The organism is Hungatella sp. SL.1.14 (assembly GCF_024460495.1).
In the GTDB taxonomy this organism is placed as follows: Bacteria; Bacillota; Clostridia; order Lachnospirales; family Lachnospiraceae; genus Hungatella; species Hungatella hathewayi.
This window is the reverse complement of record NZ_JANFYJ010000002.1, coordinates 128,973-155,558: the sequence shown is the minus strand read 5'-3', so window position 1 is coordinate 155,558 and position 26,586 is coordinate 128,973. Positions and strand designations below refer to the sequence as shown.

General features: G+C 48.8%; 23 protein-coding genes. 3 read left to right on the top strand and 20 right to left on the bottom strand.

The genetic code is table 11. From position 1 onward, the window contains the following. Position 1 precedes the first annotated feature (1 nt). The 19 genes from NE473_RS02965 to NE473_RS02875 form a co-directional block, all read right to left on the bottom strand. A complete protein-coding gene (locus NE473_RS02965; RefSeq protein ID WP_055650368.1) occupies positions 2-1,075 on the bottom strand; it encodes an RNA ligase RtcB family protein in 1,074 nt (357 codons plus the stop codon). A gap of 499 nt (positions 1,076-1,574) precedes the next feature. Continuing rightward, positions 1,575-1,835: a helix-turn-helix domain-containing protein gene (locus tag NE473_RS02960; RefSeq protein ID WP_022033016.1), complete on the bottom strand. Its 261-nt coding sequence runs from the start codon at positions 1,833-1,835 to the stop codon at positions 1,575-1,577. An 8-nt stretch (positions 1,836-1,843) separates the two neighbouring features. Further along, positions 1,844-2,743, bottom strand: a complete 900-nt coding sequence (locus tag NE473_RS02955) for a hypothetical protein (protein ID WP_055650289.1) — start codon at positions 2,741-2,743, stop codon at positions 1,844-1,846. A gap of 397 nt (positions 2,744-3,140) precedes the next feature. After that, positions 3,141-4,097 (bottom strand): transketolase family protein, encoded by a 957-nt coding sequence (locus NE473_RS02950; protein WP_022033018.1) that lies wholly within the window; start codon positions 4,095-4,097, stop codon positions 3,141-3,143. Further along, the gene (locus NE473_RS02945; protein WP_022033019.1) at positions 4,085-4,924 is read right to left on the bottom strand and encodes a transketolase; all 840 of its coding nucleotides are present in this window, start codon (positions 4,922-4,924) and stop codon (positions 4,085-4,087) included. The genes NE473_RS02950 and NE473_RS02945 overlap by 13 nt, the downstream gene beginning before the upstream one ends. A 17-nt stretch (positions 4,925-4,941) precedes the next feature. Next, positions 4,942-5,595 (bottom strand): fructose-6-phosphate aldolase, encoded by a 654-nt coding sequence (fsa, locus tag NE473_RS02940; RefSeq protein ID WP_055650291.1) that lies wholly within the window; start codon positions 5,593-5,595, stop codon positions 4,942-4,944. Between the two features lie 180 nt (positions 5,596-5,775). Then, entirely contained in the window at positions 5,776-6,399 is a 624-nt protein-coding gene (locus tag NE473_RS02935) for a helix-turn-helix domain-containing protein (RefSeq protein ID WP_055650292.1), read from the bottom strand. A 43-nt stretch (positions 6,400-6,442) separates the two neighbouring features. Continuing rightward, positions 6,443-8,164 (bottom strand): arginine--tRNA ligase, encoded by a 1,722-nt coding sequence (argS, locus tag NE473_RS02930; protein WP_055650293.1) that lies wholly within the window; start codon positions 8,162-8,164, stop codon positions 6,443-6,445. A gap of 297 nt (positions 8,165-8,461) precedes the next feature. Beyond that, a complete protein-coding gene (locus tag NE473_RS02925; protein ID WP_055650294.1) occupies positions 8,462-9,574 on the bottom strand; it encodes a M24 family metallopeptidase in 1,113 nt (370 codons plus the stop codon). Continuing rightward, positions 9,555-10,544 carry an L-glyceraldehyde 3-phosphate reductase gene (gene mgrA, locus NE473_RS02920; RefSeq protein WP_278320653.1) on the bottom strand — a complete coding sequence of 330 codons (990 nt, stop codon included), beginning with the start codon at positions 10,542-10,544 and terminating at the stop codon, positions 9,555-9,557. Before mgrA ends, NE473_RS02925 begins: the two co-directional genes overlap by 20 nt. Continuing rightward, the gene (locus NE473_RS02915; protein WP_002603238.1) at positions 10,544-11,515 is read right to left on the bottom strand and encodes a uroporphyrinogen decarboxylase family protein; all 972 of its coding nucleotides are present in this window, start codon (positions 11,513-11,515) and stop codon (positions 10,544-10,546) included. Before NE473_RS02915 ends, mgrA begins: the two co-directional genes overlap by 1 nt. 45 nt (positions 11,516-11,560) lie before the next feature. Next, the gene (locus NE473_RS02910; protein ID WP_055650295.1) at positions 11,561-13,012 is read right to left on the bottom strand and encodes a Sapep family Mn(2+)-dependent dipeptidase; all 1,452 of its coding nucleotides are present in this window, start codon (positions 13,010-13,012) and stop codon (positions 11,561-11,563) included. Between the two features lie 28 nt (positions 13,013-13,040). Continuing rightward, complete coding sequence (locus tag NE473_RS02905; RefSeq protein WP_055650296.1) at positions 13,041-13,880, bottom strand: carbohydrate ABC transporter permease; 840 nt, start codon at positions 13,878-13,880, stop codon at positions 13,041-13,043. Further along, positions 13,877-14,776, bottom strand: a complete 900-nt coding sequence (locus tag NE473_RS02900) for a carbohydrate ABC transporter permease (RefSeq protein ID WP_002603235.1) — start codon at positions 14,774-14,776, stop codon at positions 13,877-13,879. The genes NE473_RS02905 and NE473_RS02900 overlap by 4 nt, the downstream gene beginning before the upstream one ends. Before the next feature lie 69 nt (positions 14,777-14,845). Beyond that, positions 14,846-16,234 (bottom strand): ABC transporter substrate-binding protein, encoded by a 1,389-nt coding sequence (locus NE473_RS02895; RefSeq protein ID WP_002603234.1) that lies wholly within the window; start codon positions 16,232-16,234, stop codon positions 14,846-14,848. Positions 16,235-16,349: 115 nt separating this feature from the next. Beyond that, the gene (locus NE473_RS02890; protein WP_055650297.1) at positions 16,350-18,086 is read right to left on the bottom strand and encodes a sensor histidine kinase; all 1,737 of its coding nucleotides are present in this window, start codon (positions 18,084-18,086) and stop codon (positions 16,350-16,352) included. Beyond that, positions 18,067-18,840 (bottom strand): response regulator transcription factor, encoded by a 774-nt coding sequence (locus NE473_RS02885; RefSeq protein ID WP_055650298.1) that lies wholly within the window; start codon positions 18,838-18,840, stop codon positions 18,067-18,069. Before NE473_RS02885 ends, NE473_RS02890 begins: the two co-directional genes overlap by 20 nt. 482 nt (positions 18,841-19,322) lie before the next feature. Beyond that, positions 19,323-19,667 carry a GIY-YIG nuclease family protein gene (locus NE473_RS02880; RefSeq protein ID WP_022033021.1) on the bottom strand — a complete coding sequence of 115 codons (345 nt, stop codon included), beginning with the start codon at positions 19,665-19,667 and terminating at the stop codon, positions 19,323-19,325. Positions 19,668-19,809: 142 nt separating this feature from the next. Next, positions 19,810-21,018 carry an ROK family protein gene (locus NE473_RS02875; RefSeq protein WP_055650299.1) on the bottom strand — a complete coding sequence of 403 codons (1,209 nt, stop codon included), beginning with the start codon at positions 21,016-21,018 and terminating at the stop codon, positions 19,810-19,812. Between the two features lie 230 nt (positions 21,019-21,248). Here NE473_RS02875 and NE473_RS02870 point away from each other — a divergent pair, with 230 nt between their 5' ends. Together NE473_RS02870 and NE473_RS02865 are read left to right on the top strand one after the other, a co-directional pair. Continuing rightward, entirely contained in the window at positions 21,249-21,632 is a 384-nt protein-coding gene (locus tag NE473_RS02870; RefSeq protein WP_055650300.1) for a BlaI/MecI/CopY family transcriptional regulator, read from the top strand. Further along, on the top strand, positions 21,633-23,432 hold the full coding sequence (locus NE473_RS02865; RefSeq protein ID WP_055650301.1) for a BlaR1 family beta-lactam sensor/signal transducer: 1,800 nt from the start codon (positions 21,633-21,635) through the stop codon (positions 23,430-23,432). A 155-nt stretch (positions 23,433-23,587) separates the two neighbouring features. Here NE473_RS02865 and NE473_RS02860 read toward each other — a convergent pair whose 3' ends face one another. Beyond that, positions 23,588-25,792, bottom strand: a complete 2,205-nt coding sequence (locus NE473_RS02860) for a penicillin-binding transpeptidase domain-containing protein (RefSeq protein WP_055650302.1) — start codon at positions 25,790-25,792, stop codon at positions 23,588-23,590. Positions 25,793-26,141: 349 nt separating this feature from the next. Here NE473_RS02860 and NE473_RS02855 point away from each other — a divergent pair, with 349 nt between their 5' ends. Beyond that, positions 26,142-26,576, top strand: coding sequence for a hypothetical protein (locus NE473_RS02855; RefSeq protein WP_022033025.1), 435 nt, complete (start codon positions 26,142-26,144; stop codon positions 26,574-26,576). The last annotated feature ends 10 nt before the right edge of the window (positions 26,577-26,586 follow it).

Below are 26,586 nucleotides of genomic sequence, written 5' to 3'. Positions count from 1 at the left end.
CTTACCCTTTAAACGTGAGAAGCGGCCGCAGTGTCGCAACAACATCAATCAGTCCATAGTCCTCAAGGGAAGCAATCACCTGTTCCACGTTCTTATAGGCCTCCGGCGCCTCGGCAAACAGTAAATTGGTGTCATGGCAGACCACGCGGCTCTTAAGCTTTGTGCTCCTGATGGAATCCCTGTCGTATCTCCGGTCGATTCTGCTCTTACAGATACTTCGGGCCCATTTTCTGCCTGCACCATGGGACACAGAGTCCAGGGACACGGCTGTATCCGCAGCCGGTACACACACATAGCTTAAACTTCCCCTGGATCCAGGTATCACCACGGCTCCCCGCTTCGTCGATACGCTCCCTTTCCGGTGGAGCCAGCCATCTTCCGTTCGCTCCAGATAATTATGGCAGCTCTCTAACAGAGGATTCACCTCACTCTCCACGCCTAGATAAGCGAGCAGCTTTTTCGCCGTTATCATGCGATTCCTTCCGGCCCACAGGATAGCAGAGTCGTGTTCCGCCAGATAGCGGCTGCCCTCCTCTCCATCTTCCGGCAGTCCTTCCGGCGAATAAAACCGGTTTAAAATCTCCTGCCCGTATCCCCGGGAGCCGCTGTGAACCAATAACATGATGCGGCCCTCCAGCAGTCCAAGACGCTCAGCCTCCTCTTCCCTGTAAACGTGTTCCAGACACTGAAACTCGGCAAAATGATTTCCGGTGCCAATCGTCCCCAAATCCTTAACAGGGCAAAATCCCTCATAAGGATTGTCACACGGGATATCCCCCAGCTCCCGAATCGAGTTTAATCTCGTCTCCCATTTCTCCATCCGGAACTTCTTCTGCTTTACTCCTGTGGAAAATAAACTCATTCCGCATCCAATATCATTGCCGATCAAATGAGGATAAAACCGTTCTCTGCTCAACACCGCCATTCCTACCGGTGTCTTTCCCGGATGGAGATCCGGCAGGCCTACTGCCTTCACCACTCCGGGTAACTTGGCAACGCCACGAAGCTGATCGACAGCCGCCTGTTCAATCCAGTTTTTACTGTTACTGATCAATATGCAATTTTCTCTCTCCAAATCAAAATCTCCTTTATGAGCCGACAGGGACGTACCGCCATTTCCCGGAATCCCGAAAAAAGGTACAAAAAAAACACGACAACAAGCCGTGCGCAGTAAATAAAGCTGTCTTACGCCAGTCCCTGTCTTTCCTGTTGTTATCTTGTTTTCACCCATTTCCTATCGTTTGCCAACATAACAATCACTCCTCTTCTCATAAAGGACCGTACGCCCTCTTTATTCTATGGATACTATAAAACGGAATCATCAAAATGTCAATGATATTTTTCTTAACTTTCCAGCTTCGTGCTGCTGTACACAATTTTGGTGTTAATTTTAATTCCCGCGGACAGTCAGCCGGTGAGACGCCCTCATGGAACCAGCCGGGACTGCCGCGAGGGGCAGAGCTCCCGCCGCCCGCGGCACTATAGTTTTAACGTCCTGTCTCCTGCGGCCGGATCTTTGACTTTTCCTCCCAGGAAATCCCGCATGCTCATGGATGGGCTCTACGCGTGCGGGATTATCCCGTCTTGACCAGTTCTTTAATCTCCGGTATCGTCTTTCCGCTTTCTTTTAAACTTTTAATCCGCTCTATCCGTTCTACAGTCTCGACCCTCCGGTATCGTCTCGTGAGATTCTCTTCTTCCTGTTCAAACGGAAGCATTCCTTCTTCTGTATAATACTTCAGAGTGCTGTAACGGCAGCCAGTAAGCCTGGCCAGTTCTCCAATCGATACATATTCGGAGGTACTGATCTTCTCCATGCTTCTCTGTCTTGACATTCCATCACCTACTTATAAACAGGAACCAGATTCGCTCCCTGTACCGGTACCTTATAGTAAACCTTTGTCATGGGGAATACCCGGTAATAATAGTTATCTACCTTTAAAAGGGTCTCAGAACCATTCTTGACCTCTTCCACGTAATGACCCTTTTCCGTTAAATAGTTCAGAATAGCCATACGCCTTCCCGCCACGTCCGTTCCGAAAATAACGAAGTCAATGAATATCGCCTGCCTTCTGTCCAGAAACGGGAACAGGAGATTGACGCCCTCCATATATGGATTCTTAAATAGATTTTTCTTCGCCCCCAGCAGCTGCTGTGACAGTTTCTCCGTCCACCGGTAAATCTCCAGATCCCAGATCACTCTGATAACCGGTTCCTGCTCGGCCAGCTCAATCATACGGGCAGCCAGTTCCTCCTGCTCGTTCACAGAAAATATCTCGTGGATACAACCGCTCTCACGGAACAGCCATACCAGGCAGGCACACTCTAACGTTACGGCACCTCCCTCGAGCATTTCAGCACGAACTCCCTCCGCTGTACGCTGGTATTCCACCTCGTCGCTGCGGTAGACTTTCAGTTCCATATTCATGCTGTTATAATTAATGTCACATGCCATAATATCCGGAACCTCATCAAGGACCCCCTCTGCCTTCAGCGTCTCTGCAACCTCAGTCTCCAGAGCTCGGGCTTCTTTCTTGCCTATACTGCGAATCTCCTTAAAACCAGCTTCCAGTTCCTCCTTCACCGCCTCTGACCCCGGATCTTCGGTTAATACAAGCCGTTCCAGAAGCTTTGCCGCCGCGATACAGCGGCAGACCGCATTCTTTGCCGCGGTTGCATGTATGGAATCCTGGCCATCCAGGCCAATCAGGGCATATTGCTGAGATAATGTATATTCTTTCATAGTAATCTCCTTTCGACTCGTGCGATTTGGTGTTTGCCTGCTGTTCCTGCAGAAAAAATAATGCCTGGCTGTTTGCTTATTACTTACTACTTACTACTTATCACTTACCACTTAGATTATAGCATCTTCCCTCCGTTATTTCAACCAAACTTTCAAACGTTTTTCTTACAAATCAGTTAAAATTCCCGACGCTCACGGGAATAAACGTTCTCTCTGCACGGAGCTTCCCTTTTTCTCCCGGAACACTTACGCAACATCATCATCTTTCCACGTAAATCATCATTTTTTCCACGCAAAAAGGCCGCGATACATGAATCACATCTTCCCGTATCACGGCCTGCTGTACATTTCACTTCAGACTGCGAATCCCATACTGTCTCTTCGCTTCTGTCCTGTCTCAATACCACTTATTCTTAATCTGCTTATAAATACCTTCTGCATCCAGTTCATACTTATGAATCAGCTCAGCAGCCGGACCAGACTCGCCGAATACATCACGTACGCCGATCTTATAGACCGGTACCGGAGCGTTCTCGGACAGAGCGTCGCAGACAGCGCTTCCCAGTCCGCCAATGACGGAGTGTTCTTCCACTGTCACTACCCTTCCGGTTTTCTTCGCAGATTTTATAATGAGCTCCTCATCCAGGGGTTTGATCGTATGAATGTTAATCACTTCAGCATCAATTCCGTCTGCAGCCAGAAGCTTTGCCGCTTCCAGTGCATGACCGACTTCCAGACCTGTTGCAACAACAGTTAAGTCTTTCCCCTCTTTTAAAACCACGCCTTTTCCGATCTGAAACTCGTACTCCGGATTGTCGTTGATTACAGGTACAGCCAGACGTCCAAATCGTAAATATACCGGGCCCTCATACTCGGCCGCGGCCTTGACAGCGGCTCTCGCCTCCACATCATCGGAAGGACAGATCACAACCATACCGGGAATCGTTCTCATCAGAGCAATATCCTCGTTACACTGATGGGTTGCGCCATCCTCACCGACGGAAATACCAGCGTGAGTAGCGCCAATCTTTACATTTAAATGCGGATATCCGATGGAGTTTCTAACCTGTTCAAATGCTCTGCCGGCTGCGAACATTGCAAAAGTACTTGCAAACGGAACCATCCCTGTTGCGGCAAGACCGGCAGCAATCCCCATCATATTGCATTCCGCGATACCACAGTCGATGTGGCGTTCCGGAAATACCTTCTTGAAAACTCCCGTCTTTGTCGCAGCTGCCAGATCGGCATCCAGGACCACAATTTTGTCATTTACGCTTCCCAGTTCCGCAAGAGCGCTGCCATAGCTTTCTCTCGTAGCGATCTTCTTTACGGATTGTTCTTTCATCTCTGGCATAACGCTTCACCTGCTTTCTCCAAATCTGCCATTGCGGTCTGATACTGCTCGTCGTTTGGAGCAGCACCGTGCCAGGCCACCGCTCCCTCCATAAAGGAAACTCCCTTGCCCTTTATGGTTTTTGCGATAATGGCGGTCGGCATTCCCTTCGTATTTCTCGCCTCTGCAAATGCCTGTTCAATCTGGCTGAAATCATGGCCGTCAATGCAGATGACATGGAAATTAAATGCCTCAAATTTCTTATCGATCGGATAAGGGGAACAGACTTCATCCACCGGACCGTCAATCTGGAGTCCGTTATTATCCACGATCACGACCAGATTATCCAGTTTTCTGTAGCCTGCGAACATCGCAGCTTCCCAGACCTGACCTTCTTCAATCTCCCCGTCGCCAAGGAGCGTATAAACACGGTAATCCTTCTTCTGCAGCTTCGCAGAGAGTGCCATTCCGACAGCAGCGGAAATCCCCTGTCCCAGAGAACCGCTGGACATATCCACGCCCGGGATATGCTTTCTGTCCGGATGTCCCTGTAAGTAGGAGCCGGTATGACGCAGTGTCTTTAAATCCTCTACCGGGAAGAAACCGCGGTTCGCCAGTGTAGAATAGTATCCCGGAGCCACATGGCCCTTTGATAATACAAAGCGGTCACGATCCTCCTTCAAAGGCTGTTCCGGATCAATGTTCAGTTCTTTATAATAGAGCCAGGTAAATAAGTCAGCCGCCGACAGTGATCCGCCCGGATGGCCGGACTTCGCGCTGTGAACCGCCGTCACGATGCCTTTTCGGATCTCAACCGCTATTTTTTCAAGTTCCAGATAATCGCTCAATCCCGTATCCTCCTCTTCTACTCTCCGAATACTGCCTTATAGTCAGCCTGGAATTTTGCGATTCCCTGATCGGTCAGCGGATGCTTTGTCATCTGCTCAATCACGCTGTAAGGAACGGTTGCGATGTCTGCTCCGGCAAGAGCGCAGTCGATGACATGGATCGGGTTGCGGACACTTGCTGCAATAATCTCTGTGGTAATTCCCGCCACACGGAACATCTCAGCAATCGTTTCAATTAAATCGATGCCCGGCATGGAAATATCATCAAGACGTCCTAAGAACGGAGATACATAAGTGGCCCCGGCTCTGGCAGCCAGAAGTGCCTGGTTTGCACTGAAAACAAGCGTTACGTTCGTCTTAATGCCTTCTGCCGTTAATACTTTGACAGCCTTTAAGCCTTCCACTGTCATCGGAATTTTGACTACCATGTTTGGATGAATCGCTGCAATCTCGCGTCCTTCTCTAATCATGCCTTCCGCATCTGTCGTAGTAGCCTTTACTTCTCCGCTGATCGGTCCGTCTACAATGGAAGCGATCTCTCTGATTACTTCGTTAAAGTCTCTTCCTTCTTTTGCAATCAGGGACGGGTTCGTGGTTACTCCACAGATAACCCCCATATCATTTGCCTTTCTGATATCCTCTACCTTCGCTGTGTCCACAAAAAATTTCATCGCTGTTCTCCTCTTCTTTTTTATTTTTGAATTAATTTGTTCCTTCGTTTTATGTATTAATTCAATTAATTAATATTTCTAGTTAAACAATACCACATTTCTGGAAAATGTCAACAGGTAATTAGAAAAAAACAGCGATTTTGATTTTACTCAAAACCGCCGTCTCTGATAACAGCTCATTCAGTCCGCGAATCTTTCGTGTTCCCTGGTGATCTGCGCGATCGGGCACTTCTGCAGCCCATGTTGCGTACAGTAAAGATATAAATACCCGCCCTTCCTTACCATCGGCAGTCGGAATTCCGGGTTCTGCTCCGGATACAGCCGGTTTAAATAGATACGGTCATGGTAGACAAGGGCAGCAAAAGAAATATAATGATCCTTGCGCATATCATGATTCACGGTCACATAATACTCCAAGTCAATTTCCCTCAGGACAGCCTTATATTCCTCCGAGCACGAAACCGGAATTAACGGTTTTAACTTTCTCCCGCAGCAGGAAATCGACGCAGTTCCCGTGCTTACAAGAATATTGCCGCAGATGGGGCATACATAGAAGAGTGTTTTTTCCAACTTGCCCACATCCGGACGGTTGGGACTCAATTCTCCCTGAAGCAGTTTTAATATGTCGGCGCCCAGCACCGTGGACAGATCATCCCACAGCGATACATCCGGACAGCCCAGACCACGCTCCCACTTGGAGACAGTCTTGTTGCTGATCCCTAAAAGGTCTGCGACCTGCTGCTGCGTCATTCCTTTTTCTTTTCGGAACTGCATAATCAAGCGACCTACTTTTGCACAATCCATTGTATTTCCTCCATATCATACTTGTTTTTCCTTTTTCATTCAGCTACATAAATTCAACGGTATCTATTGCCAGTGTGTTAAGGTGCATCTTTAATATGTCTTTCGTGATGAGACACAGGGCAAGCCAGGAAGACTTTTTCTGCTCATCTTTCTCGCTCAAAATATGGTTTTCATGATAAAACCTTGAAAAAGCCACAGCGATTTGATAGGCACTTTCACAGATCATATTAGGTGCTTTCTCGTTGTATGCGTTTATAAACACATAGCCACTCAGAGCAAGCTTTATCATGAGTTCCCTCTCCGTATTGGAATAAATGCCATTTAAATGAAGCGAAGTAACATCAAGATCTTCAACCTTTTTTAAGATGGAGTGAATCCGTGCAACCATATAGAGTAAATAAACGCCTGTTTTTCCTTCTGCAGCCATGAATTTCTCCATATCAAAGATACAGTCCTTCGAGTAATGATTGATTAAATCACCGAATTTTATTGCTGCAATGCCGATCTTTTTTGCAGTTTCTTTCTTATCAGCTTCTCCAATCACTTCGTGAAACCTCAGTTTATCATAAGAGCAGCTGATCACCGTATCCAAAAGCTCGGAAAGCTGCATTACACCGCCATCCCTTGTTTTGAACGGTTTTCCATCCCGGCCATTAACTGTCCCGAAACACAGATGTGCCAGTTCCGTAGAGTCCGGGATAAGCTCCGCCTTTCGCGCGGTACGAAAGACCTGCGTGAAATGCAGGTTTTGTCTGAAATCAACCACATACAGAATCTTATCCGGTTTAAAATCACGCTGTCTTTGAAGAATGGTTGCAATATCTGTGGTTGCATATCCCTCCGAACCATTTGATTTTACGATAATTGTCGGCGGAATAACTGCTTTATCACATTCCATGGCTACATTAACAACTTCAGCGCCTTCGCTTTGTACAAGTAAATTTTTATCAGTCAATATTTTTATCAGTTCCGGTACATACTTACTTGAATCACTCTCGCCATACCAATGGTCAAACGAGACATTCAGCCGGCCAAACGTTTCCCTGATATCCTTAATCGAAATATCCACCATTTCCCGCCAGATTTTCGTATAACGGACATAGCCTTTCTGCAGTTTCACCGTCACCTTCCTTGCTTTCTCCAGAAACACACCATCTGCTTTACTCTTTTTACTTGCAAACGGATAAATCTCATTGAGTAAATCAACCGTAAGAGGCGGGAGGTGATCTCCATGACGTTCTTCTAGTTCGGCAAGTACAAGTCCCATAGGCAACCCCCAATCGCCCAAATGAACATCACCGATTGCTGTTCTTCCTGTGGAAATAATAATCCTTTTAAGTGCCTCACCAATAATTGCAGAACGTAAATGTCCGACATGAAGCGGTTTCGCTACGTTGGGATTTCCATAATCCAATACAATGGTCTCTGGATGTTCCGTTTGAGGAATCCCTTTGTGCTCATCGCGAAATACCTGTTCTACATAACCGAAAAGGAACTCATCTTTTATTGTGATATTGATAAATCCCGGCGGAACCACTTCGGCCTTCTCCAGCATATCATTCATTTGAATACGGCTTACGACTTCATTTGCAATGGCAAACGGTGTTTTTTTATACAGCTTCGCCCCTGAAAATGCCCCATTGCACTGAAATTGACACAGATCAAGACGGTCGGAAACCGCCACTTGCCCCAAAACCGCATCATAACCACATTCTGTAAAAGCTGATGCAACGATTGTTGATAGTAAATTTGTTAATAATTTCACCTTTTTAACCTCCTAAACAAAAAACACTGCCAGGCTGTGTTCACCTGACAGTGTTTGAAATATACAATTCCAGCTCACTTTCTATAGGCACACAGCATTTTAAGCCTGTACCTAAAAGATACAAGCTTCATCGTCTGCGTCGAATGGAAAGTGAGATAAATGATTTCATATATAAGTCCTCGCTTTGTTATAATAACTTACTATAACAAATGTACATACAAAAAGCAACTCTTTTTGAATGTAACATTGTATTTATAAATACTGCCCATATCGCACCTTATTGCAAAACACCGCCCGTCACCCGCACACCATCCACTCATTCCGTGGATAGTCATGGAGAACTTTGGCGCCATCCACCGTCATAAATATCTGGTCCTCGATTCGGATCCCAAATTTTCCAGGCAGGTAGATGCCCGGTTCCACGGAGAACGCGAGTCCGGGCACGATCACACTTTTATCGCCGGAAGCAGCGCACGGTTCCTCGTGGGTATCGATTCCGATCCCGTGCCCTGTCCTGTGGGTGAAATACTCCCCGTAGCCGGCTTCAGCGATCACACGTCTCGCCGCGTTGTCAACATCCTCCATCCGTCCGCCCAGGACGGCCGCCCCCTGTCCGGCCTCCAGCGCCGCCAGCACGATTCCATACACGGCCTCGAACTCCCGTCTCTTATCGTTCTCTCCGCAGAAATAAAAGGTTCTCGACATATCTGAACAGTATCCCCTGTATTTGCCTCCGAAATCCACCAGAAGACACGCATCTGCTGAAATGATGCCATCTTTTCCCGTATAATGAGGCACCGCCGCATGGGCTCCCGCACAGACAAGGGCCCCTGCCTCTGATATCCCCCGCTGCTCCATCTCCCTGCAAAGGGCATCGGCAAACGCTCCCTCCGTTTTACCAATCCAGCCGCTGCCGGCCTTCATAACCGCCTTTAACGCTTCCGTGCATCTGCTGCAGGCTTCCTCCATGAGGCTCTGTTCCTGTTCATTTTTATATCGTCTCATCCGGCCCAGGATCTCACGATGGAGGACAAAGCGTGTTCGGGCAAATGCTTCCTGCAGCGGAACCAGGAATCCAGCCGGCATTGATGCGCCGATACCTATTTTCCCGTAAGGAAGCCTCTTTTTCTCCAGCTGCTCCAGAAGTAAGGAGACCGCATTTTCGCCGTCCTTCCACGTAACCACTTCTGTTTCCGGAATGCCCCATCCGGCCACCTCCTGTCCGTATACGTCGTTGACAAACAGGAAGTTTCTCCCTTCCGCCGGCACCACGTAAACATTCAGACGCTCATCCGACATCATGCATTTTCCCAACAGATAAACCATATCTGAGGATGGCGTTATGAGGAGCAGGTCAACGCCCTGCTCCTTCATGGCCTCTTTTACTCTCTCATTTACAGATTTCTTCAATTGCCTCCAACTCCTCCTTTGAAAATTCTGTCCTGTCGATTATTTTTATATTCTCCACAATCTGCTCCGGCCTCGAAGCACCGATTAACACGCTCGTCACGTCACCGTCTCTTAATACCCAGGACAGTGCCATCTGGACAAGCTTTTGCCCTCTTCCTTCCGCTATTTCATGAAGAGCACGGATCTGGGACAACCGCTTTTCAGTCAGCGCACTCTCCTTTAAGAAACGTCCGTCTCGTCTGATCCGGCTGTCCTCAGGGATTCCATGAAGATACTTCTCAGTCAGCATCCCCTGGGCCAGAGGGCTGAAGGCGATAATGCCGCAGCCGTGAGTTTTTGCATACGTCTTTAATCCGTCTGTCTCGATGTGGCGGTCGAATATATTGTAGCTGCTCTGATTGATGATAAACGGACACTTTAAATCTGCCAGTATCGCCATTGCCTCTTTCGTATGCTCCTGATCGTAATTGGAAATGCCCGCATACAGAGCTTTTCCGCTCCTGACGATTTGATCCAGCGCCATCATGGTTTCCACGAGAGGCGTATCAGGGTCCATGCGGTGATGGTAGAAAATATCCACATAGTCCAGCTTCATCCGTTTCAGGCTGGCATCCAGGCTGGAGATCAGGTATTTTCTGCTTCCTCCATCCCCATACGGCCCCGGCCACATATCGTACCCGGCTTTTGTGCTGATTACCAGCTCATCCCGGTACGGATGCAGCTCCTGCTCCATGATTCTGCCGAAATTTTCTTCCGCGCTTCCATACACGGGACCGTAATTATTGGCCAGATCAAAATGGGTAATTCCATGGTCAAATGCAGTGTAACACATTGCCTTCATATTGTCAAAATTATCCCTGCTTCCAAAATTATGCCACAATCCCAGTGATACGGCCGGCAGCTTAAGCCCGCTGCTCCCGCAGTGAAAATACTTCATCTGTCCGTAACGATTTTCGTTTGCCTGATACATCAGATACACCTCCTTGCTGTTTCCAGCACCCATTTGATATGTTCCGGATCGATATCGTCCGGCAGGCTGCAGTCCGGCCCCAATATAAAACCTTTTCTGCCGCCCAGCGCGATGATCCGTCTGGTCTCTTCCTCTATCGCCTCTTTGTCCCCCTTGTAGAGCACTCCGCATCTGCGGTTGTCAAAACCGCCCCACGCCGCTCTTCCTCCGAAGAATTCCCGGATCTGTACCGGATCCAGATGGTCTACATACATGGCCCAGCTGACTAAAGCCGACTCATAATCCTTCCATACCTCCATCCGGTTGGTGGTTCCCGCCTCATCCGCGTCCCAGCCACAGCAGTGGAGAATCGTATAATGCCCGGGAGTATTGGCCTGCGCCAGCACTTTTTTGTCGCTTGGCGTTACCCAGCTGCGGTACTCATCATAGGTGAATCTGGTGATCTCTGCGTTCTGAACACTATAGAATACGCCGTCGCATCCGGCCTCCTCCAGTAATCCCTCCACCAGGCTGCAGACATCCTCCGCTATGATATCACAGGCGTAGCGGACCGCATCCGGATCTTCTCTCATGCATTCCATCATTTTATCCCAGCCCACCTCCAGCCGCAGATAAGACAGCGGACAGAACATGGTGTAAAAAATACAGCATTCTCCCTTTAATTCCCTGACAATGGCTTTCGCCCGCTCGACCTGCTCCCGTATAAAGGGGTGATCCTTTCCGATCGGCTTCATCTCGTAAAGCTGTCTGGCGCTCTCCAGGTTTATAAGCGTCTTTTCCGGCCAGCCAAAATATCCGTCACAGGATATTTTTAAGAAGTCCAGATCCATATCCCTGTAAAACTTGATCTGCTCTCTGATAAAAATCTCTCCATGGCTCTGTTCCGGCGGGAAATGCCGCCAGAAACAGCCCGGAACATAGTCCACTTCCTCGTTATTCAGTGCCGCTAATACACGTTCTCTCTTATTCATCACAATTCCTCCTGATTATCCCCGAATCAATGCGTGGGATTTTCTTTAATCCAGTGCAAGCAGGGTGGCAATATAAATGACAACAGCCTCCAAAAGCTGGGAAAAGTCCAGAGACTCGTCAGGCTGGTGACAGTCGCCCGATGCGCCTGGTCTTTTCGGATCCTGATAAATTCTCTTCTTTTCCAATGACATGCCATACGATACGGCGTTTGGCAGTTTTCTGGCATAGGTTCCCCCACTCATGGTAAACGGCCTGCTGTCCTTTCCTGTTACCGCGCGGTAAGCGCTCATCACCGTTTTCACCGTATCGCTCTCCGGGTCCAGATAATAGGGCTTCTCATCCTTTTTTATGACAGCCTTACAGCCGTAAAGACTGGCCAGACGCACCAGCCGCTCTCCAATCTCTGCCCCCGCAGCCCCGGTAATCGGATAACGGTGATCCGACTGCATCCATACGTACTTTTTCGATCCTTCCTCTTGATACCGCGCTATGTTCAGCGCTCCGCAAAGTGCTCCGGAAAGCTCATCCTCACATGCGATTCCAGCACCTTTTCCATGGAAATCACCGTTCATCCTGCACAGAAACTGAAACAGCCTTCTGTCTTCTTCCTGAAAGAATTCCAGATCCTGCAGCGCTTCCGTCAGGACATACAGCGCATGGACGCTTCCTTCCGGAAATCCGACATGGCCCCCAATTCCAAGCGCCTCCACCTTCAGACTCTCCGGTTCTTCCTCCACGGTGATCCCATTCTTTCCCACATGCTGCAGGGCCTCCATAAGCCCGGGAACCTTTTTGAGCCGGATGTGTGCTTCTCCCGGAATGGAATTCACACTGCTGCCGGCGGACAGCCCCAGTATCAGGCTGTCCGGCTCCAGCTGTTTTTCATAAGTAAGATTTAAAATCCCCTTTTCCCCATGTCCCAGCGGAAAGGCACAGTCTGCCACCAGCTGAAAGCCATCCATTTTGTAATGGCTCATAAAGTACTCCATATCCTCCATGCCCCGCTCTTCGCTGCAGCCTGTAAAGAGTACAAAATTATGACGGAGTCCCAGGCGCTCCTCTTCTTCCTTCAGATACCGCAGCGCGTACAGTGCGCCGGCGGCCGGTCCCTTATTGTCCTGGATTCCTCTTCCGATCAGGAAACCGTCTTTCTCGCTCATCTCATAGGCAGGGAAGGTCCAGCCGTCTCCCGCCGCCACTACGTCCAGATGGTTCCAGACAGAGATCGCATTTTCCCCATAGACGTAAGGGCGCAGTCCCATGCCGGCAAAGTGGTATTCATAATTGTTCGCTGTAAGGCCGTATGAGGCAGCGATCGCCATCATTTCCTCCAATACCTTTTTGCATTCCTTCCCATACGGTTTCTCACCGCTGTCCGGTTCGGAGACACTTGGGACAGCCACCAGCCGTCTTAAATCTTCTTTTAATTCCTCTTTATGGCCGTATACCCATTCTCTGATCTTCTCTAATTCCTGTTGATTGAACTTACACTCCATCGCTCCGCTCCTTAACATGTCTTCTTCGCTACCCCTTCAGTCCAGCCGTGGACACGCCTTCCACAAATGTTTTCTGCGCGACGGCAAACAGGATCAGGCAGGGAAGAATCGCCACGACCGACATGGCCATGATCTGATCCCAGGCATTCTTTCCGGCACTGTCCAGCATCAGCCGGAGCCCCAGGGAAATCGGAAACTTCTTCGTACTGTTGATGTATATAAGGGGATTGAAATAATCATTCCAGCTCCATAGTGACTGGAAAATCACACAGGATACCAGCGCCGGCTTTGCCAGCGGCACGATTAAATAGATCAGGATTCGCAAAGAACCGCAGCCATCCAGCTTTGCCGACTCATCCAGTTCCGTTGGAATTCCCCGTATAAACTGCAGTACCATATAGATTAAAAATGCCGAGCTTCCCAGGGCTGCGGGTATGATAAAAGGCAGGTAGGTATTGAGCCAGCCCATCTTATTGAAAATAAGATATTTGGGAATCATGGTCACAGTACCAGGAAGCATCAGGGTCGACAGCATCATGGCAAACAAAAATCCCTTGAATGGGAAATCAAATCTGGCAAATCCATATCCTACCAAAGTGCTGGATATGACGGTCAGCAGCACGCTGGGGACAACCAGCAGGAACGTATTTTTCATAAAATGTCCCATGCTGTATACGCCTCCGCCCGACTTCCAGCCCTCGATATAGGCATTCAGACTTATATGGGCAGGCAGAAGAGCGGAGGAGCCGAAGATTTCAGCATTCGTTTTAAATGTGGCAAAGAACATCCATACCAGCGGATAAATGAGGACGATTCCCACAGTTATAAGAAACAGATACATCACGCCCCGCCTTATTTTCTTTTTCATCTGGCGCCACCTCCATCGTTGTAAAATACCCATAAGTTGGATGATTTGAAAATCACCAGGGTAACTGTGATCATAATCACAAACAGAATCCATGACAAGGCGCAGGCATACCCCATTTTGTAATACTTAAAAGCTTCATCATACACCTTCAAAATATAAAGATATGTGGACTTCATGGGGCCGCCGTTAGTGATGACAAACGCTCCCGTAAACTCCTGAAATGCGGAGACCAGCTGCATAACCAGATTAAAAAGGATCGTAGGGGTAATCAGTGGGATCGTGACAGACCAGAAGCACCTGACGCTGCCTGCTCCGTCCACTCTGGCCGATTCATAAAGCTCGGCAGGCACATTTTTAAGTGCGGATAAAAATACCACCATAGAAGACCCGAACTGCCAGACTGCCAGCAGACTCAGCGTAAACAGTGCGATCCTGGGGTTACTGAGCCAGCCCACCGGTTTGATGCCGAACCAGGAAAGCATGGTATTGATGGTACCGTTTCCCGAGAACAGGAAGCGCCACAGTACAGCGATTGCCACACTGCCTCCCAGGATCGACGGCAGATAATATACCGTACGGAAGATGCCAATGCCCTTTACCCGCAGATTCAGCAGCATGGCGATAAACAGCGCAAACGCCAGCTTTAGTGGAACCGCTATGGCAACGTAAATGAGTGTAATCTTTAGAGAATGCCAGATTTCTCTGTCCTTCTTAAAAATAGTTATAAAGTTCTCCAATCCGACCCAATTGGGATTCCCCACCATGGCATAATCCGTGAAGGAATAGTATAGTGATGCCAGAAACGGATAGAGCTGAAGCGCCAGAAAGCCTATGAGCCATGGCGATATGTAAATAAGCCCCTCAATACGGCTTAAGCTTTTTATTTTTTTGCCCATTGCAATTCTCCTTTCGCCGGTAAAGCCGCTGCCGCACGGTTTGTATTCTTCCGTGCGGCAGCTTCTTCTTTACTTTTTAATTCTCTGCAGAACCTCTTCCAGAGCAGTAAAAGTCGACTCTACCGCTTCTTCCGGAGTCGCCATCCCATAGGCAACCTTGGAGAATTCGTCGGTAAGGGTATCTCTTAACTCACTGTTTTGCGACGGACCGTTGTCCCTGGCCTGGACATTGCCGTAAGCTTCATCCAGAGCATCGATAACCGGCTGTCTCAGCACTCCATTTTCCACAGCTGCTTTTTGCTGAGCCTCCGTGGTTGGGACTGCACGGACAGACCCGAGAATCTTAGCCGCTTCCGGATCATTAAGCTGCCAGTTTAAATACGTCAGCGCAGTATCCGGTACCTTAGAAGAATTGCTCAATCCGACCAGATAGGTGGGACGAATCTGGGAAGACCCCTGCTTTGCCCCTTCGCCTATGGTTGGCCAGAGGATCATAGTCGCCTCATCCTTTCCCTCCAGCAAATCATCGACCTTGGTAAACTCACTGTTCCACACCAGGCAGGCAATCTCCTCCCCATTGATCCACTTAGGATTAGGTGTGGAAGAACCGTAATAGAGATCCGCCTCCCCCATAGGCTCGAAAACACCCGATTCATAGGCCTGTTTGATAAGATTATACACATACAGTAAATCTTCTTTGGTAAATGCAATCGTAAAGTCATCATTGATCACCTGACCGCCGGTCCGCTGCTTTATCATCGCCAGCAAAGCATTCAGCACATGTCCATGGTCTGCGGAAAAGAAATAGGCGTCGGGATCCTTCTCATGAAGCTCTTTTCCCAGTTCAATGATCTCTTCCCATGTCAGCTGATGATCTATCTTTAATCCGTATTTTTCAGCAGCCACCGTATTCAGCAGCATACCGGAACACTGAACCCCCATGGGAACAGCCAGCAGCTTCCCGTCAAAAACACAGTACTGGTCCAGGAGTTCTTTACCGATGCTGCTGTAATCCAGAATATCCTGCTGGTAAAGGTCTGTAAAGTAATCTCCTCTGCCGACCCACTCCATCATCCAGGGCGCATCGATATGGAATAAATCCGCCACCGTGCCGCCGGCTAACTGGGTAACTACCTTCTCTTGGTATCCGTCAAAGGCGGAATACTCCGGCTCGATCGTGACCTCCGGATGGAGCTCCTTATAAGCTGCCTGAAGATTCGTATAGGCCTCATGGGTAGCGCTGCCTCCCCACCATTCATACCGGAAAGACACCTCCTGCCCTGCTGCGTCCGTGTTTTCAGCCGCCCCTTTCTCTGTGGCTGGCGCTGCCGTATCCCCCGTTGCCGCCGCCGTCGTCGTATCTGCGGCCTTTTCCGGCTGTGCCGCACTGCATCCGGTAAGCATCACCATTCCGGCTGTCAGACATAACGCTGTAACCCGTTTCCCCCATCGTTTCATTCCTTTTCCTCCTTTTCATTAGCGTTTCATCTTGGAAATGTTCATAAGAAAAGTATAAATAAATCTCTTTTTTTATACAACCTGTCCAAGTCGAGATAACTACATCATCGATTGACTAATTTAAAGAGAACGTATCATTCTTTGCTGTTTCTACCTCATTTCTTGACATTGGTATCACCAGCATAACCACAGTACCTTCGCCCTTTCTGCTGGTAATCTTCATCTGGCAGCTTTCTCCATATGCAAGCTGCAGCCTTTTATTCGTATTGAATATTCCGATATGGCTGTCACCCAGCCGGCCCTCTTCCAGCCCTTTTCGCAGACGGGTAAGCTTTTCTTTCTCTATACCGGCTCCATTGTCCACCACATGAATATGCAGTTTTTCCCCCTTCACAAATATCTTTATCCGTATTCTGCCTGTTCCGCCTTCTTTTTCCCTGATCCCATGATTCACCGCATTCTCTAAAAGCGGCTGAAGGACAAACTTTACGACGGGAATTGCAAGCACATCCTCTTCATAGCTCCATTCCACCAGAAATAATTCTCCATACCGCTCCTTTAAGATCTTGATATAGCATTCCGTTACATGAATCTCCTGCTCCAGGGTGGCCTGCTCTCTTTCATCCAGCGAATAAACCAGAATCTCGGACAGATCTTCCAGCATATCATTGGCCGCCGTGCGCTTCCCCGTCTGTTCCATGATCTTCCAGTTGACGGTTTCCAGCGTATTATACAGAAAATGAGGATTCATCTGTGACTGCATCGCCAGTAACTCCGTAGCGCGGAGTTTGTATTTCCGCTCCGATAACTGGACCCTTAAGAAATCCTGCTCGATGAAATTCTGTATCATCTGTCTGGTGATGTAAGCGAAATAGTCAGAGGACTCTTTTACTTCATATTCGTGAATATCCTTGCCTTCTCTGGCCGCCTCCATCAGTTCCTGAAGCGTCTCAAAATTACGATAGCTGAGGCGGGTGGCCGCATAAGCCAGAAGAATACCTAAAAATGTAACCAGCAAAATACATACAAAGGTGTATCTGACAATCAGAAGCGGAAGCCTGTAAAATTCAATCTTGGGAATGGCCGACTGGTAAGACCACTGATACCGTTCTGAATCCATGCTATAGACAACAGAATCCTTTCCATGTGCTTCCTCCAGACTGACAGGGCCTGTCTGAAGGAGGATATCTCCGCTCTGGCCGCAGATAAAGACTGACTGATTGGAAAAAACCTTTGCGGAGTCCAGCAGTTCTTTCATATACCGAGCATCCAGATTGAGAATGACCACGCCATCGTAATCCATCATCTGGTATACGGTAATTAAATCCCGGCCTGTGGTACCCAGCCTGCGGCGTTCGCTCCAGGTCTTATCTTTATTCTTATGCACCTGATAGCTTTCAAACCATCCCTCGTCTATCCCGATTCCCAGCATGCCCCCTCTGTTGTTAGATCGGATAAACCGGTTATAGGGATTGGGATAATAGATATAAATACTGTCTATATACTGCCTGGCATTGACCGGGGCATTGATAAACGTTTCTATGGTAGTTAAATCCTGATGCTCCCGGTAGCCGAGGTACTCTGTATTCAATACGTGATAGCATTTATTGATAATCCCCGGGTTAATATCAAAGGCCAGTATCAGGGAATCCAGTTCACTTAACATCAGCTCCGTACTGTACAGGGTAGACTGCAGAAGCTTCTGGTTCGTCTGGTCCAGCTCGGTTTTTAAATAAGAATATCCCACAGCCGTTCCCACTCCGCCGACCACTGTGATGGAAAGGAGAACCGGGAGAAGAAATTTGATCAGCATATTGTAAAAGTATTTATGCTTATAAAATCTCTGCCTCATGATTTTTTCCTCCATTCGCCTGACTGCCGTTCTGACTGTCGCGGTACTCTCTGGGACTCATTTGACAGAACAGATGGAACGCGCGGGCAAAGTTTTTTTCATTGGTATATCCAACCATCTCGCTAACCTCCCTGATCCGATAACGGGAGTCCCCAAGAAGCCGCTGAGACTCCTTCATCTTCACCTCCATGACGTAATCGGAGAAGTTCTGTCCGCTTTTTTTCTTATACAGCCTGCTTAAATATTGGGCATTCATATTGACGTAATCCGCGGCATCCTCTAAGCTGGCGGTGCGGACATGGGACTCCACATACTTCTTAACCAGGGAGATCACATCCTTTCCCATATTCTCTTCCCGGAACTCTTCACGCTTCCGCTTTTCATCCAGCTTTTCCCTGACATGCCCGAACACTTCCCTGATATCTCCAAATTTGGTTGGTTTTAAAATATAATCCAGGACCCCGTACTGCAACCCCTTCTTCGCATACTCAAAATCTCTGTGTGCGCTTAAAAACACACATTCCATGTCATACCCCAGCTCCCGGACCCTTGCGACCAGTTCTATGCCATCCATCACCGGCATGCGGATATCGGATAAAAGCACGTCCACCGTATGATTCTCCAGATATGCAAGAGCAGCCTTTCCATTGGCCGCGCTTCCCTCCACGATGAACCCCATTTGATCCCATGGAATATAATTGCACAGTCCATTCAGGGTTGCCCGTTCATCATCTACGATTAATAAACGATACATTTGATATCATACCTCCTCCAATTTTTTCTGTTTCCCCCTACTACACCATCATAAACGTTTCTCAGAAAATACTCAACCTCAAACTCACGGGCCGGAGATTCCGGGCCAATCGAGTAGGGGAGATTTTCTCTCCCCTCTCACACCATCGTACATGCCATTCGGCATACGGCGGTTCAACATAACTTCAAAACATGACGCTCATTGTAATAATCAAGACAGCTGATAAGTCCTGTCTTAGCAAATCAGCTTACCCACCATAAACGTCTTATTATCAGGTCTCTGTCCGTAGGGCTACGATTTCGCTATCTCTTCTTCTCGCCTGCACTTCACAATGCAAACCTTAAGAGTCGCTTACAAGTTTGTTGGTAGCTACGCCTAAGTGGACTTTCACCACAGAACACGAGCATGCCCGTCATACAACAAAAGAGACCCCGCAGTTTAGGGTCTCTTCTAAACAACAACCGGCTCTTGTACCAGTTCTTTTATTTCCAGATCTTCACAGCTCTCTCATCTTCCTCCAGGCACTCCTCCCGAAGCAGCTCCAGTTCTTCTGTATGATCCTCACCCGGATCCTCATACTTTAAAACCCTCATAACCGTCTGCTCGAATCCCTCTTCCCCATACTCATTCCACAGTTCCTGCAAATGCCGGTTCGGATGGGACGAGCCTGATAATCTGGCACAGACACTGTTAAATGCCGTTCTCGTATCTCCCGATATTCCCAGAAACGCCTCACCGGTAGCTTTGCACTTAAGAGAGATTACACCCATCTCCGGATGGCGGTTTTTGTATTCCATGATCAGCTGTTTTTTACGTTCTGTATTCATCTTTATCACCTCGAACCCTATTGTACCTGATAAAGTCTACGGGAACAATCCACGCTCCGTAGACTTTCAGAACAAAGATATAAAAACGCTGTCCAGCCGGCAGTTATCTCCCACCCGGCTGGACAGCGTTCTTCATTTACTCTCAATCTTCACTCTCTTTAATAAACTGACCCGGACTGTCGAAAATCCGGTCAATGGCTACTATCGCCGCTCCCGTCAGGATCGGATCGCCCTGGTAGGTGCTGATGGACAGCGTGAGTCCCTCCCACACGTCGTCCAGAACGCCTTCCCGCACAGTTTCACGCACCACAGACTCCATCAGTTCCGGATCCGGCCTCGCCATATCGTCACCGATGATGATGATATCAGGATTAATCACATTGACAATATTGATAATTCCAATTCCAAGACTCTCGCAGGCACGCCGATAGCAGTCGATGCAAAAATTATCACCCTCACGAATCCGCCGTTCTACATCTTCAAAATTGCACCCTGACCGGCCGGCCTGATCACCGTATACGGCCTTCACCAGTTCCAGGGAGGAGGCATACCGCTCCAGACAGCCTTTATTGCCACAGGCGCACGGCCGGCCGTTCCGGTCAATGGTCATATGGCCAATCTCACCGGAGGTTCCCAGAGCGCCCTTATAGATCTTTCCATCCATCACAATTCCGGCGCCAATGCCCTGACCGGCTGCGATATAGACCAGAATGTCATCGCGGTAGGCATCCTTTAAATCCCACATATGGGCGTAAGCGCCCGCATTGGCGTTGTGCTCCAGAAATACAGGGATATCCAGTTCCCGGTCAAAGAATTTCTTTAAATCCACGTCTTTCCAGATATCAGCTCCCGTAATCAGAGCAATCCTGTTTTTCTTGGCTATAAATGGTCCTGGCACAGCCATACCGGCCGCCAGTATGGTATCCTTTCCATATTTCTTCATCAGGGCGCGCATCTCTGCCGCAATCTGATTCAGAATATCTTCCGCATCCGGCTGCTCTTCCGGATTAAAATCCACCCGCTTCTTCGTGATCTGCGTCCCTGTCAAATCGAACAGGCCGACGCTGTAATGTTTTCTCGCAAGGCGCACGCCGATGACCCGGTAACGATCCTGACTGATGGATACGCCGATCGAACGGCGGCCCTTGCTTCCGTTTAAGAAGCCTACCTCCGTAACGATCCCCCAGTTTAGGAAATCCTTCATAATGTTGGTCACAGTCGCCTGTTTCAGCCCTGTTAAGGAGGCCAGATACGCCCTGGAACACATACCTTCTCTTCTTAAGTTTTTCAAAAGGAGAGAACGGTTCATCTCCTGTGTCACGTCCTGGTTAATTCCCCTGTTTTGGACCATGTTGTCTTACCTCGCACATCTAGTATAATTCGCCGGACATCACCGGCCGGGACCATGCCGCGAAACAGCCGCCCCTGTTTTTCACTCACTGACTGTCCCTAGTATATCATGGTCCTGCCGGATCCGTCAAATGAGAAAACTCTGCTGAAAACTTAATTCCACCCCCTTTACATCCGCCTTTTGCTCACGTATAATATTTGTATTACAGTTGTAAGAACAGGGAGGGTATCATGAGCAGGCTGCCGCAGATATCAGAAGCCGAATATGAAGTTATGAAGGTAATCTGGAGCAAAGCTCCCATAAATACTAACGAGGTGACGGACATCCTTTTACAGGCCACTGACTGGAGTCCCAAGACGATCCAGACTCTGTTAAAACGCCTCGTACAAAAAGGAGCCATTACATACGAAAAGAAAAGCCGGGTCTTTGTATACACCCCACTGGTCGTTAAGGAAGACTATCTTAACCAGGAAAGCGAGCATTTTCTCAAACGCTTCTTTAATGGCAATCTGACCTCACTGGTGGCAAATTATATGAAGGACGAGCGGATTTCCCAGGAAGAGCTGGAGGAACTCCGCAGCCTGTTATTACATGACGGGGAAGGAGAACAGTAGATGGCAGAATCTCTGCTTCTTTATCTGCTGCAAAGCAGTGCCGCCATCGCAGTTTCCGGCGGTATCATTCTTTTTATTCGAAACGTATTTTATCGGCACCTGACGGCGGAAATCCGTTACCGATTATGGTTTCTTCTCCTGTTTCTGGCCGCAGCGCCTTTCCTGGCAGCGGTATTTCCAGGGGCCGCCAGGCTGGCTGACCGGCTGATTGGTTTACGATTCCCTGCTGCCGGGGATCCGGGACAGACCGGCGCTTTGGGCACTGCCGGAAACAGTTTCACGGCATCAGGAATACTGAACGATTTTTCCATTTCCGTAAGCCGGGAGATACCTGGTTTTTGGGCAGCCGCTCTTATCTGCCTGTGGGGTGGAGGAACAGCCATCCTCACAGTTCTTACTCTGATTTCCGCAATCCGTGTAAATCATTTAAAAAGGAACTCGCTTCCCGTTCAGGACGATGTGCTGCGGAATCTATATGCAGACTGCATCAGGCAGCTGAGAATCCGAAGGAAGGTTCCCCTGCGTTTTTCTCCCCTGCTTCACTCTCCGGTTACGGCGGGGACTGCAGCCCCGTGTGTGCTGCTTCCCGATTCCCAGCTCTCCGGTCTGTCAGAAAACGAGATACGCTGTATTCTGCTCCACGAGCTTCATCATTATAAGCATAAGGATCTGATATGCGGCGCTTTTTTCCGTATTCTCCTGATTTTTTACTGGTTCCATCCCATGGTCTGGCTGGCCCTGAAGGAGATGGTAAGCGACAGGGAAATCGCCTGCGACACAGCAGTTTTGTCGCTTCTCGGGGAAAATGCCTCCGTCGATTACGGAACCGCCCTGCTCCATTTTGCGGCGCGCCTGTCTCATCTGACCTTCGGGCAGACAGCAGGCATCGGCGGCAGCAGAAAAGAGATACGCAAACGGATTTCATTCATTGCCTCATACCGCCGGGAATCCGGAGGTAAACGGATAAAGAGCCGTATGCTGTATCTCCTCACCGCCGCGCTGGTTCTCTGTACCACGCCGTCCGTCTCCGCCCTCGCCTGTGCCTCAGACCGTTACACCGAAGCGCTGCCCCGGACGGATCAGGAAGATTTAAGTGAATATTTTGGACAGCTTGACGGCAGTTTCGTCCTGTATGACGCTTCAGAAAACCGGTATCTTATATCCAACGAGGAGGACGCACGCACGCGGGTATCCCCGAACTCTACCTACAAGATCTACAGCGCCCTGATGGCTCTCGACGCAGGCATTATCACAGGGACGGACTCTGCCATGGACTGGAATGGAGAAACTTATCCTTTCGAATCCTGGAACAGAGACCAGAACCTGAACTCAGCCATGGCAAATTCTGTCAACTGGTATTTTATGGATCTGGACCGCCGCCGCGGATGGGACTCCACCCGACAGGTTCTCACCAGTCTTTCCTATGGAAATATGGACTTTTCAGGAGGGCCTTCCCGTTTCTGGCTGGAATCCTCCTTAAAAATATCTCCGTTGGAACAGGTAAAGCTGCTGGCCGGCTTATCCGGACATACACTGCCCTTCTCAGACAACGGCATGGAAACGGTTCAGAATGCTCTCTTTCTCTCCTCCGACGGCACGTCGTCGCTTTATGGAAAAACAGGCACCGGCACTGTAGACGGCAAGAATACGAACGGCTGGTTCATCGGCTTCGTGGAATCTGTTCACGGTCCTTATTCCTTTGCGGTCCATATCAGCGGAAAAGACGGGGCGACCGGTGCCAAAGCGGGAGAAATCGCACTGGATATTCTGAAGGCGAAAAAACTGTATGGGGGGAATTGACTGAACCGCCGAACAATTGCCTATACAGAAGAAAGAGTACGGTGAGCCGGACTTCCACGCCGGAGCGCAGCTGCTTCAGCAGAAGCCCTTTCCTGTTACATCAAAAAAATGTCATCAGACAGCAGCAACGTGTTTTGTCTGATGACATTTTTATTCTACTGCACCGGAGGAATATAGGAATCCAGTACGGCTTTCGCCTTTCTCACCACAAGTCCGCTGCCTCCGGCATTCTTGACATCCTCTACCATACTGACCATAAGAATCGGAGTGTGATCCGGACCGTCAGCCGTGTACACGGCAAACCAGCCAAGCTCTGTGCCGGACGTATCTCCTTTCGATGCTTTAATCTCGGCAGTTCCCGTCTTGCCGGCCAGCGTGATATCATTTCGCATCGCGGCGTGTCCGGTTCCGTGTTCCGAACTGACTACCTTCTTCAGTGCAGTCTCTATCGTCTCCGCAGTCTTTTGAGTACAGGCTCCTTTCAGCCATACCTCCGGTTCCCTCTCCTTCTGATATGTGAGATACGGCTTTATGACGTCTCCCCCGTTAGGGAACATGGTATAAAGAGCCGCTAAATGAATCGGATTCATCAGCACCTGCCCCTGGCCGTATCCGCTGTCCGCCAGCTGGATCTCCGTCTCAATTCGTTCCGTGTTGGAATACTGGGACTGAGCGACCGATATCTCAAAAGGCAGATCCTGATTGAACCCCAGACGGTCCAGTCCGGCCATAAAATCATCGTAGCCAATCTTCAGTGCCGCCTTTGCGAAGTAGATGTTATCAGAGTAAATATAAGCATTTTCCAGATTAACCGGGCTGTAGCCGTGAAGTGTCGTCACCTGATACTTTCCCCAGCTGGCGTCCTTCTGCCAGCTAAGTCCCGCATGATCCGTGCCAAAGCTTTCATCCGGAGTCAGCGCCCCCGTGGAAAGCCCGATGACACCTGTGATCGGTTTAAACGAAGAACCAGGCGCAAAACGCTGGCGGAACCGGTTAAACATCGGCTTTCTCTCATCTTCATTTAAGGAGGCCCACTTTTCCTCTGACATACCGAGTATGAAATCGTTGTCGTCATAGGAGGGCGTATTCACCAGCGCCAGGACTTCCCCTGTATAAGGATTCATGGCGACCGTACAGCTCTTAACATCTTCAAACTTCTCATAGATGGTTCTCTGAAGGCTGCTGTCTATGGTCAGAGTAATGTTGCTGCCATCTACCCGAGGTATGGCAGCCAGAACCAGCTTTTCTTCTCCCTCGGAGGTGACGATCGAGATCTTCTCTCCATTCTGTCCCTTCAGTTCTTTTTCATACAGTGTTTCGATTCCGCTTCTTCCTATGACGCTGTCTGATAAATATCCCTCGCCCGGATGCTTCTCCAAATCCTCAGCCGTCACATTCTGGACATACCCTACCAGATGAGCCGCCGCCTCGCCCAGCGGATAGGATCTCACCGGAGTATCGGTAATCATCACGCCCGGTATGGAAAGAAGCTCGTCCTGAAGCGCCTTATTTTCCAGGTTATCCTGCTTTGGATTCGCTGACTGAAGATCAAATTCATCTACCTTCTTCAGCGTTTTGACCGGAACGAGGGAATCTTCCTTCACCCACTTCGCCGCCAGTTTCTTTTCTATACTCTCCACCGAGACACCAAGAAGTTCAGAAAGCCGCTCTAAATCAGGGTTGGCACCGGCTTCCTCTCCAGCCGCTCCGGCCGCTCCGGCAGAATAACCGGCCATTTTTCCCGGCACGAGACCTACCAGAGAAGCACTGCCTTTCCCCGCCAGCAGACCGCCGTTCCGGTCCAGCACCTCTCCTCTCACCGCCTTATCTGTAGAAACACGCACTTTATCGGTACGCCCCAGATTCGGAAAGATAACCTGATCGTTCCAGATCAACCGATATTCTCCCGCATCCTTTTTCCTTTTCGTCTCCTGATTCTCAGATGGCTGCTCCCGGATAAAATCCACCTGATTGAGAAAATGAATCTCGCCGGCGGAACTGTTAAGCGAAGTCTGATAGCTGACCGTCTTTAGCCCTTCGGTCCGTTCCTCTACACTTTGGACCTCCACCTGGAGACCGGAAGTGCCGATTCCTTCATAGATATTTTTATTTCTCGCTGTAAAATCCTCCAGACTGATATTCTTCCGGCTCTGTTCATTCAGCATTCCATACATGGCCTCGTAATTGCCGGTCCTGATATATTCCGTATACTCCATTAAGAGCTCCTCCGGAGTCTTTTCCTTCTCCGTCTCCTCTCTCTTCTGAAACCACAAAATCCCAATTACAATCGCTGCCGCAATCAGAATCCCTGCAGCAATCCCACCGACGATCAGTCCACGGTTACTTCTTCTATGCCTCATAATACGGTTCCTCTCTTTACAGTTTCATTCTTACATTGTTTCACGATTCCGACGTCTAACCTCTGGTTTCAGTCAAAAAATCCGCAGGTAACGGGGCATCAAACATGCAGCCCTCATGTTTTTTACTGAGTTTTTATAAATTATTACACATGTAGGATTTAAAGTCAATATAACGATTCTATTGTTAAGAAAAATGTAACATTCCTCTGATTATCCTCACACTTGATACAGCAGCCGCATATCTGCTCTAAAAAAATGATCCGAAAGATTCCAAATAATTTTTCCCATCACTTGACAGATCGTCAGAACCGTCTTATAATGAACATTGTTCATTTAAGGAGGTACTCACATGAAAATCAAAAAAAATTATCTACTGCTGCTTGCAGGCATCGTCTGGCTCGCAGCCGGCTTTAATATTCTGCGTATTGGGATTATTTCTTATAAAAGCTATGTGACACTGTTTCATCTGGCTCTTTCCGCAGCAGTATTTTTCCTTTTCTGGTTCATGGTTTTCGGGAAACTGGTCCGCAGGCACACCGACCGGATTGTCCGTTACGAGGAAGAGATGCAGTTTATCCTAAAATTCTTTGACCGCAAATCCTTCATCATCATGGCATTTATGATGACCTTTGGCATCGGCCTGCGCACCTCCGGTCTCTGTCCTGACATATTTATTGCAGTCTTTTACTCCGGTCTTGGAACCGCTCTGGTTCTGGCAGGGCTCGCCTTTACCGGCAACTATATCATTCAGGCAGCCGGAAATCGTCAGCATAATCCAGAATAGACGGCTGAAA

Excerpts from the sequence above, each read along its gene's own strand:
- NE473_RS02885 (WP_055650298.1), bottom strand. The coding sequence starts at position 18,840 with ATGTATCGTTTATTAATCGTAGATGATGAACGGGCAACCCTGAATGGA.
- mgrA (WP_278320653.1), bottom strand. The coding sequence starts at position 10,544 with ATGTATCAGGCAAACGAAAATCGTTACGGACAGATGAAGTATTTTCAC.
- NE473_RS02855 (WP_022033025.1), top strand. The coding sequence starts at position 26,142 with ATGAAAATCAAAAAAAATTATCTACTGCTGCTTGCAGGCATCGTCTGG.
- NE473_RS02890 (WP_055650297.1), bottom strand. The coding sequence starts at position 18,086 with ATGAGGCAGAGATTTTATAAGCATAAATACTTTTACAATATGCTGATC.
- NE473_RS02865 (WP_055650301.1), top strand. The coding sequence starts at position 21,633 with ATGGCAGAATCTCTGCTTCTTTATCTGCTGCAAAGCAGTGCCGCCATC.
- NE473_RS02960 (WP_022033016.1), bottom strand. The coding sequence starts at position 1,835 with ATGTCAAGACAGAGAAGCATGGAGAAGATCAGTACCTCCGAATATGTA.
- NE473_RS02950 (WP_022033018.1), bottom strand. The coding sequence starts at position 4,097 with ATGCCAGAGATGAAAGAACAATCCGTAAAGAAGATCGCTACGAGAGAA.
- NE473_RS02860 (WP_055650302.1), bottom strand. The coding sequence starts at position 25,792 with ATGAGGCATAGAAGAAGTAACCGTGGACTGATCGTCGGTGGGATTGCT.
- NE473_RS02880 (WP_022033021.1), bottom strand. The coding sequence starts at position 19,667 with ATGAATACAGAACGTAAAAAACAGCTGATCATGGAATACAAAAACCGC.
- NE473_RS02895 (WP_002603234.1), bottom strand. The coding sequence starts at position 16,234 with ATGAAACGATGGGGGAAACGGGTTACAGCGTTATGTCTGACAGCCGGA.
- NE473_RS02900 (WP_002603235.1), bottom strand. The coding sequence starts at position 14,776 with ATGGGCAAAAAAATAAAAAGCTTAAGCCGTATTGAGGGGCTTATTTAC.
- fsa (WP_055650291.1), bottom strand. The coding sequence starts at position 5,595 with ATGAAATTTTTTGTGGACACAGCGAAGGTAGAGGATATCAGAAAGGCA.
- NE473_RS02875 (WP_055650299.1), bottom strand. The coding sequence starts at position 21,018 with ATGGTCCAAAACAGGGGAATTAACCAGGACGTGACACAGGAGATGAAC.
- NE473_RS02905 (WP_055650296.1), bottom strand. The coding sequence starts at position 13,880 with ATGAAAAAGAAAATAAGGCGGGGCGTGATGTATCTGTTTCTTATAACT.
- NE473_RS02935 (WP_055650292.1), bottom strand. The coding sequence starts at position 6,399 with ATGGATTGTGCAAAAGTAGGTCGCTTGATTATGCAGTTCCGAAAAGAA.
- NE473_RS02910 (WP_055650295.1), bottom strand. The coding sequence starts at position 13,012 with ATGGAGTGTAAGTTCAATCAACAGGAATTAGAGAAGATCAGAGAATGG.
- NE473_RS02870 (WP_055650300.1), top strand. The coding sequence starts at position 21,249 with ATGAGCAGGCTGCCGCAGATATCAGAAGCCGAATATGAAGTTATGAAG.
- NE473_RS02915 (WP_002603238.1), bottom strand. The coding sequence starts at position 11,515 with ATGAATAAGAGAGAACGTGTATTAGCGGCACTGAATAACGAGGAAGTG.
- NE473_RS02955 (WP_055650289.1), bottom strand. The coding sequence starts at position 2,743 with ATGAAAGAATATACATTATCTCAGCAATATGCCCTGATTGGCCTGGAT.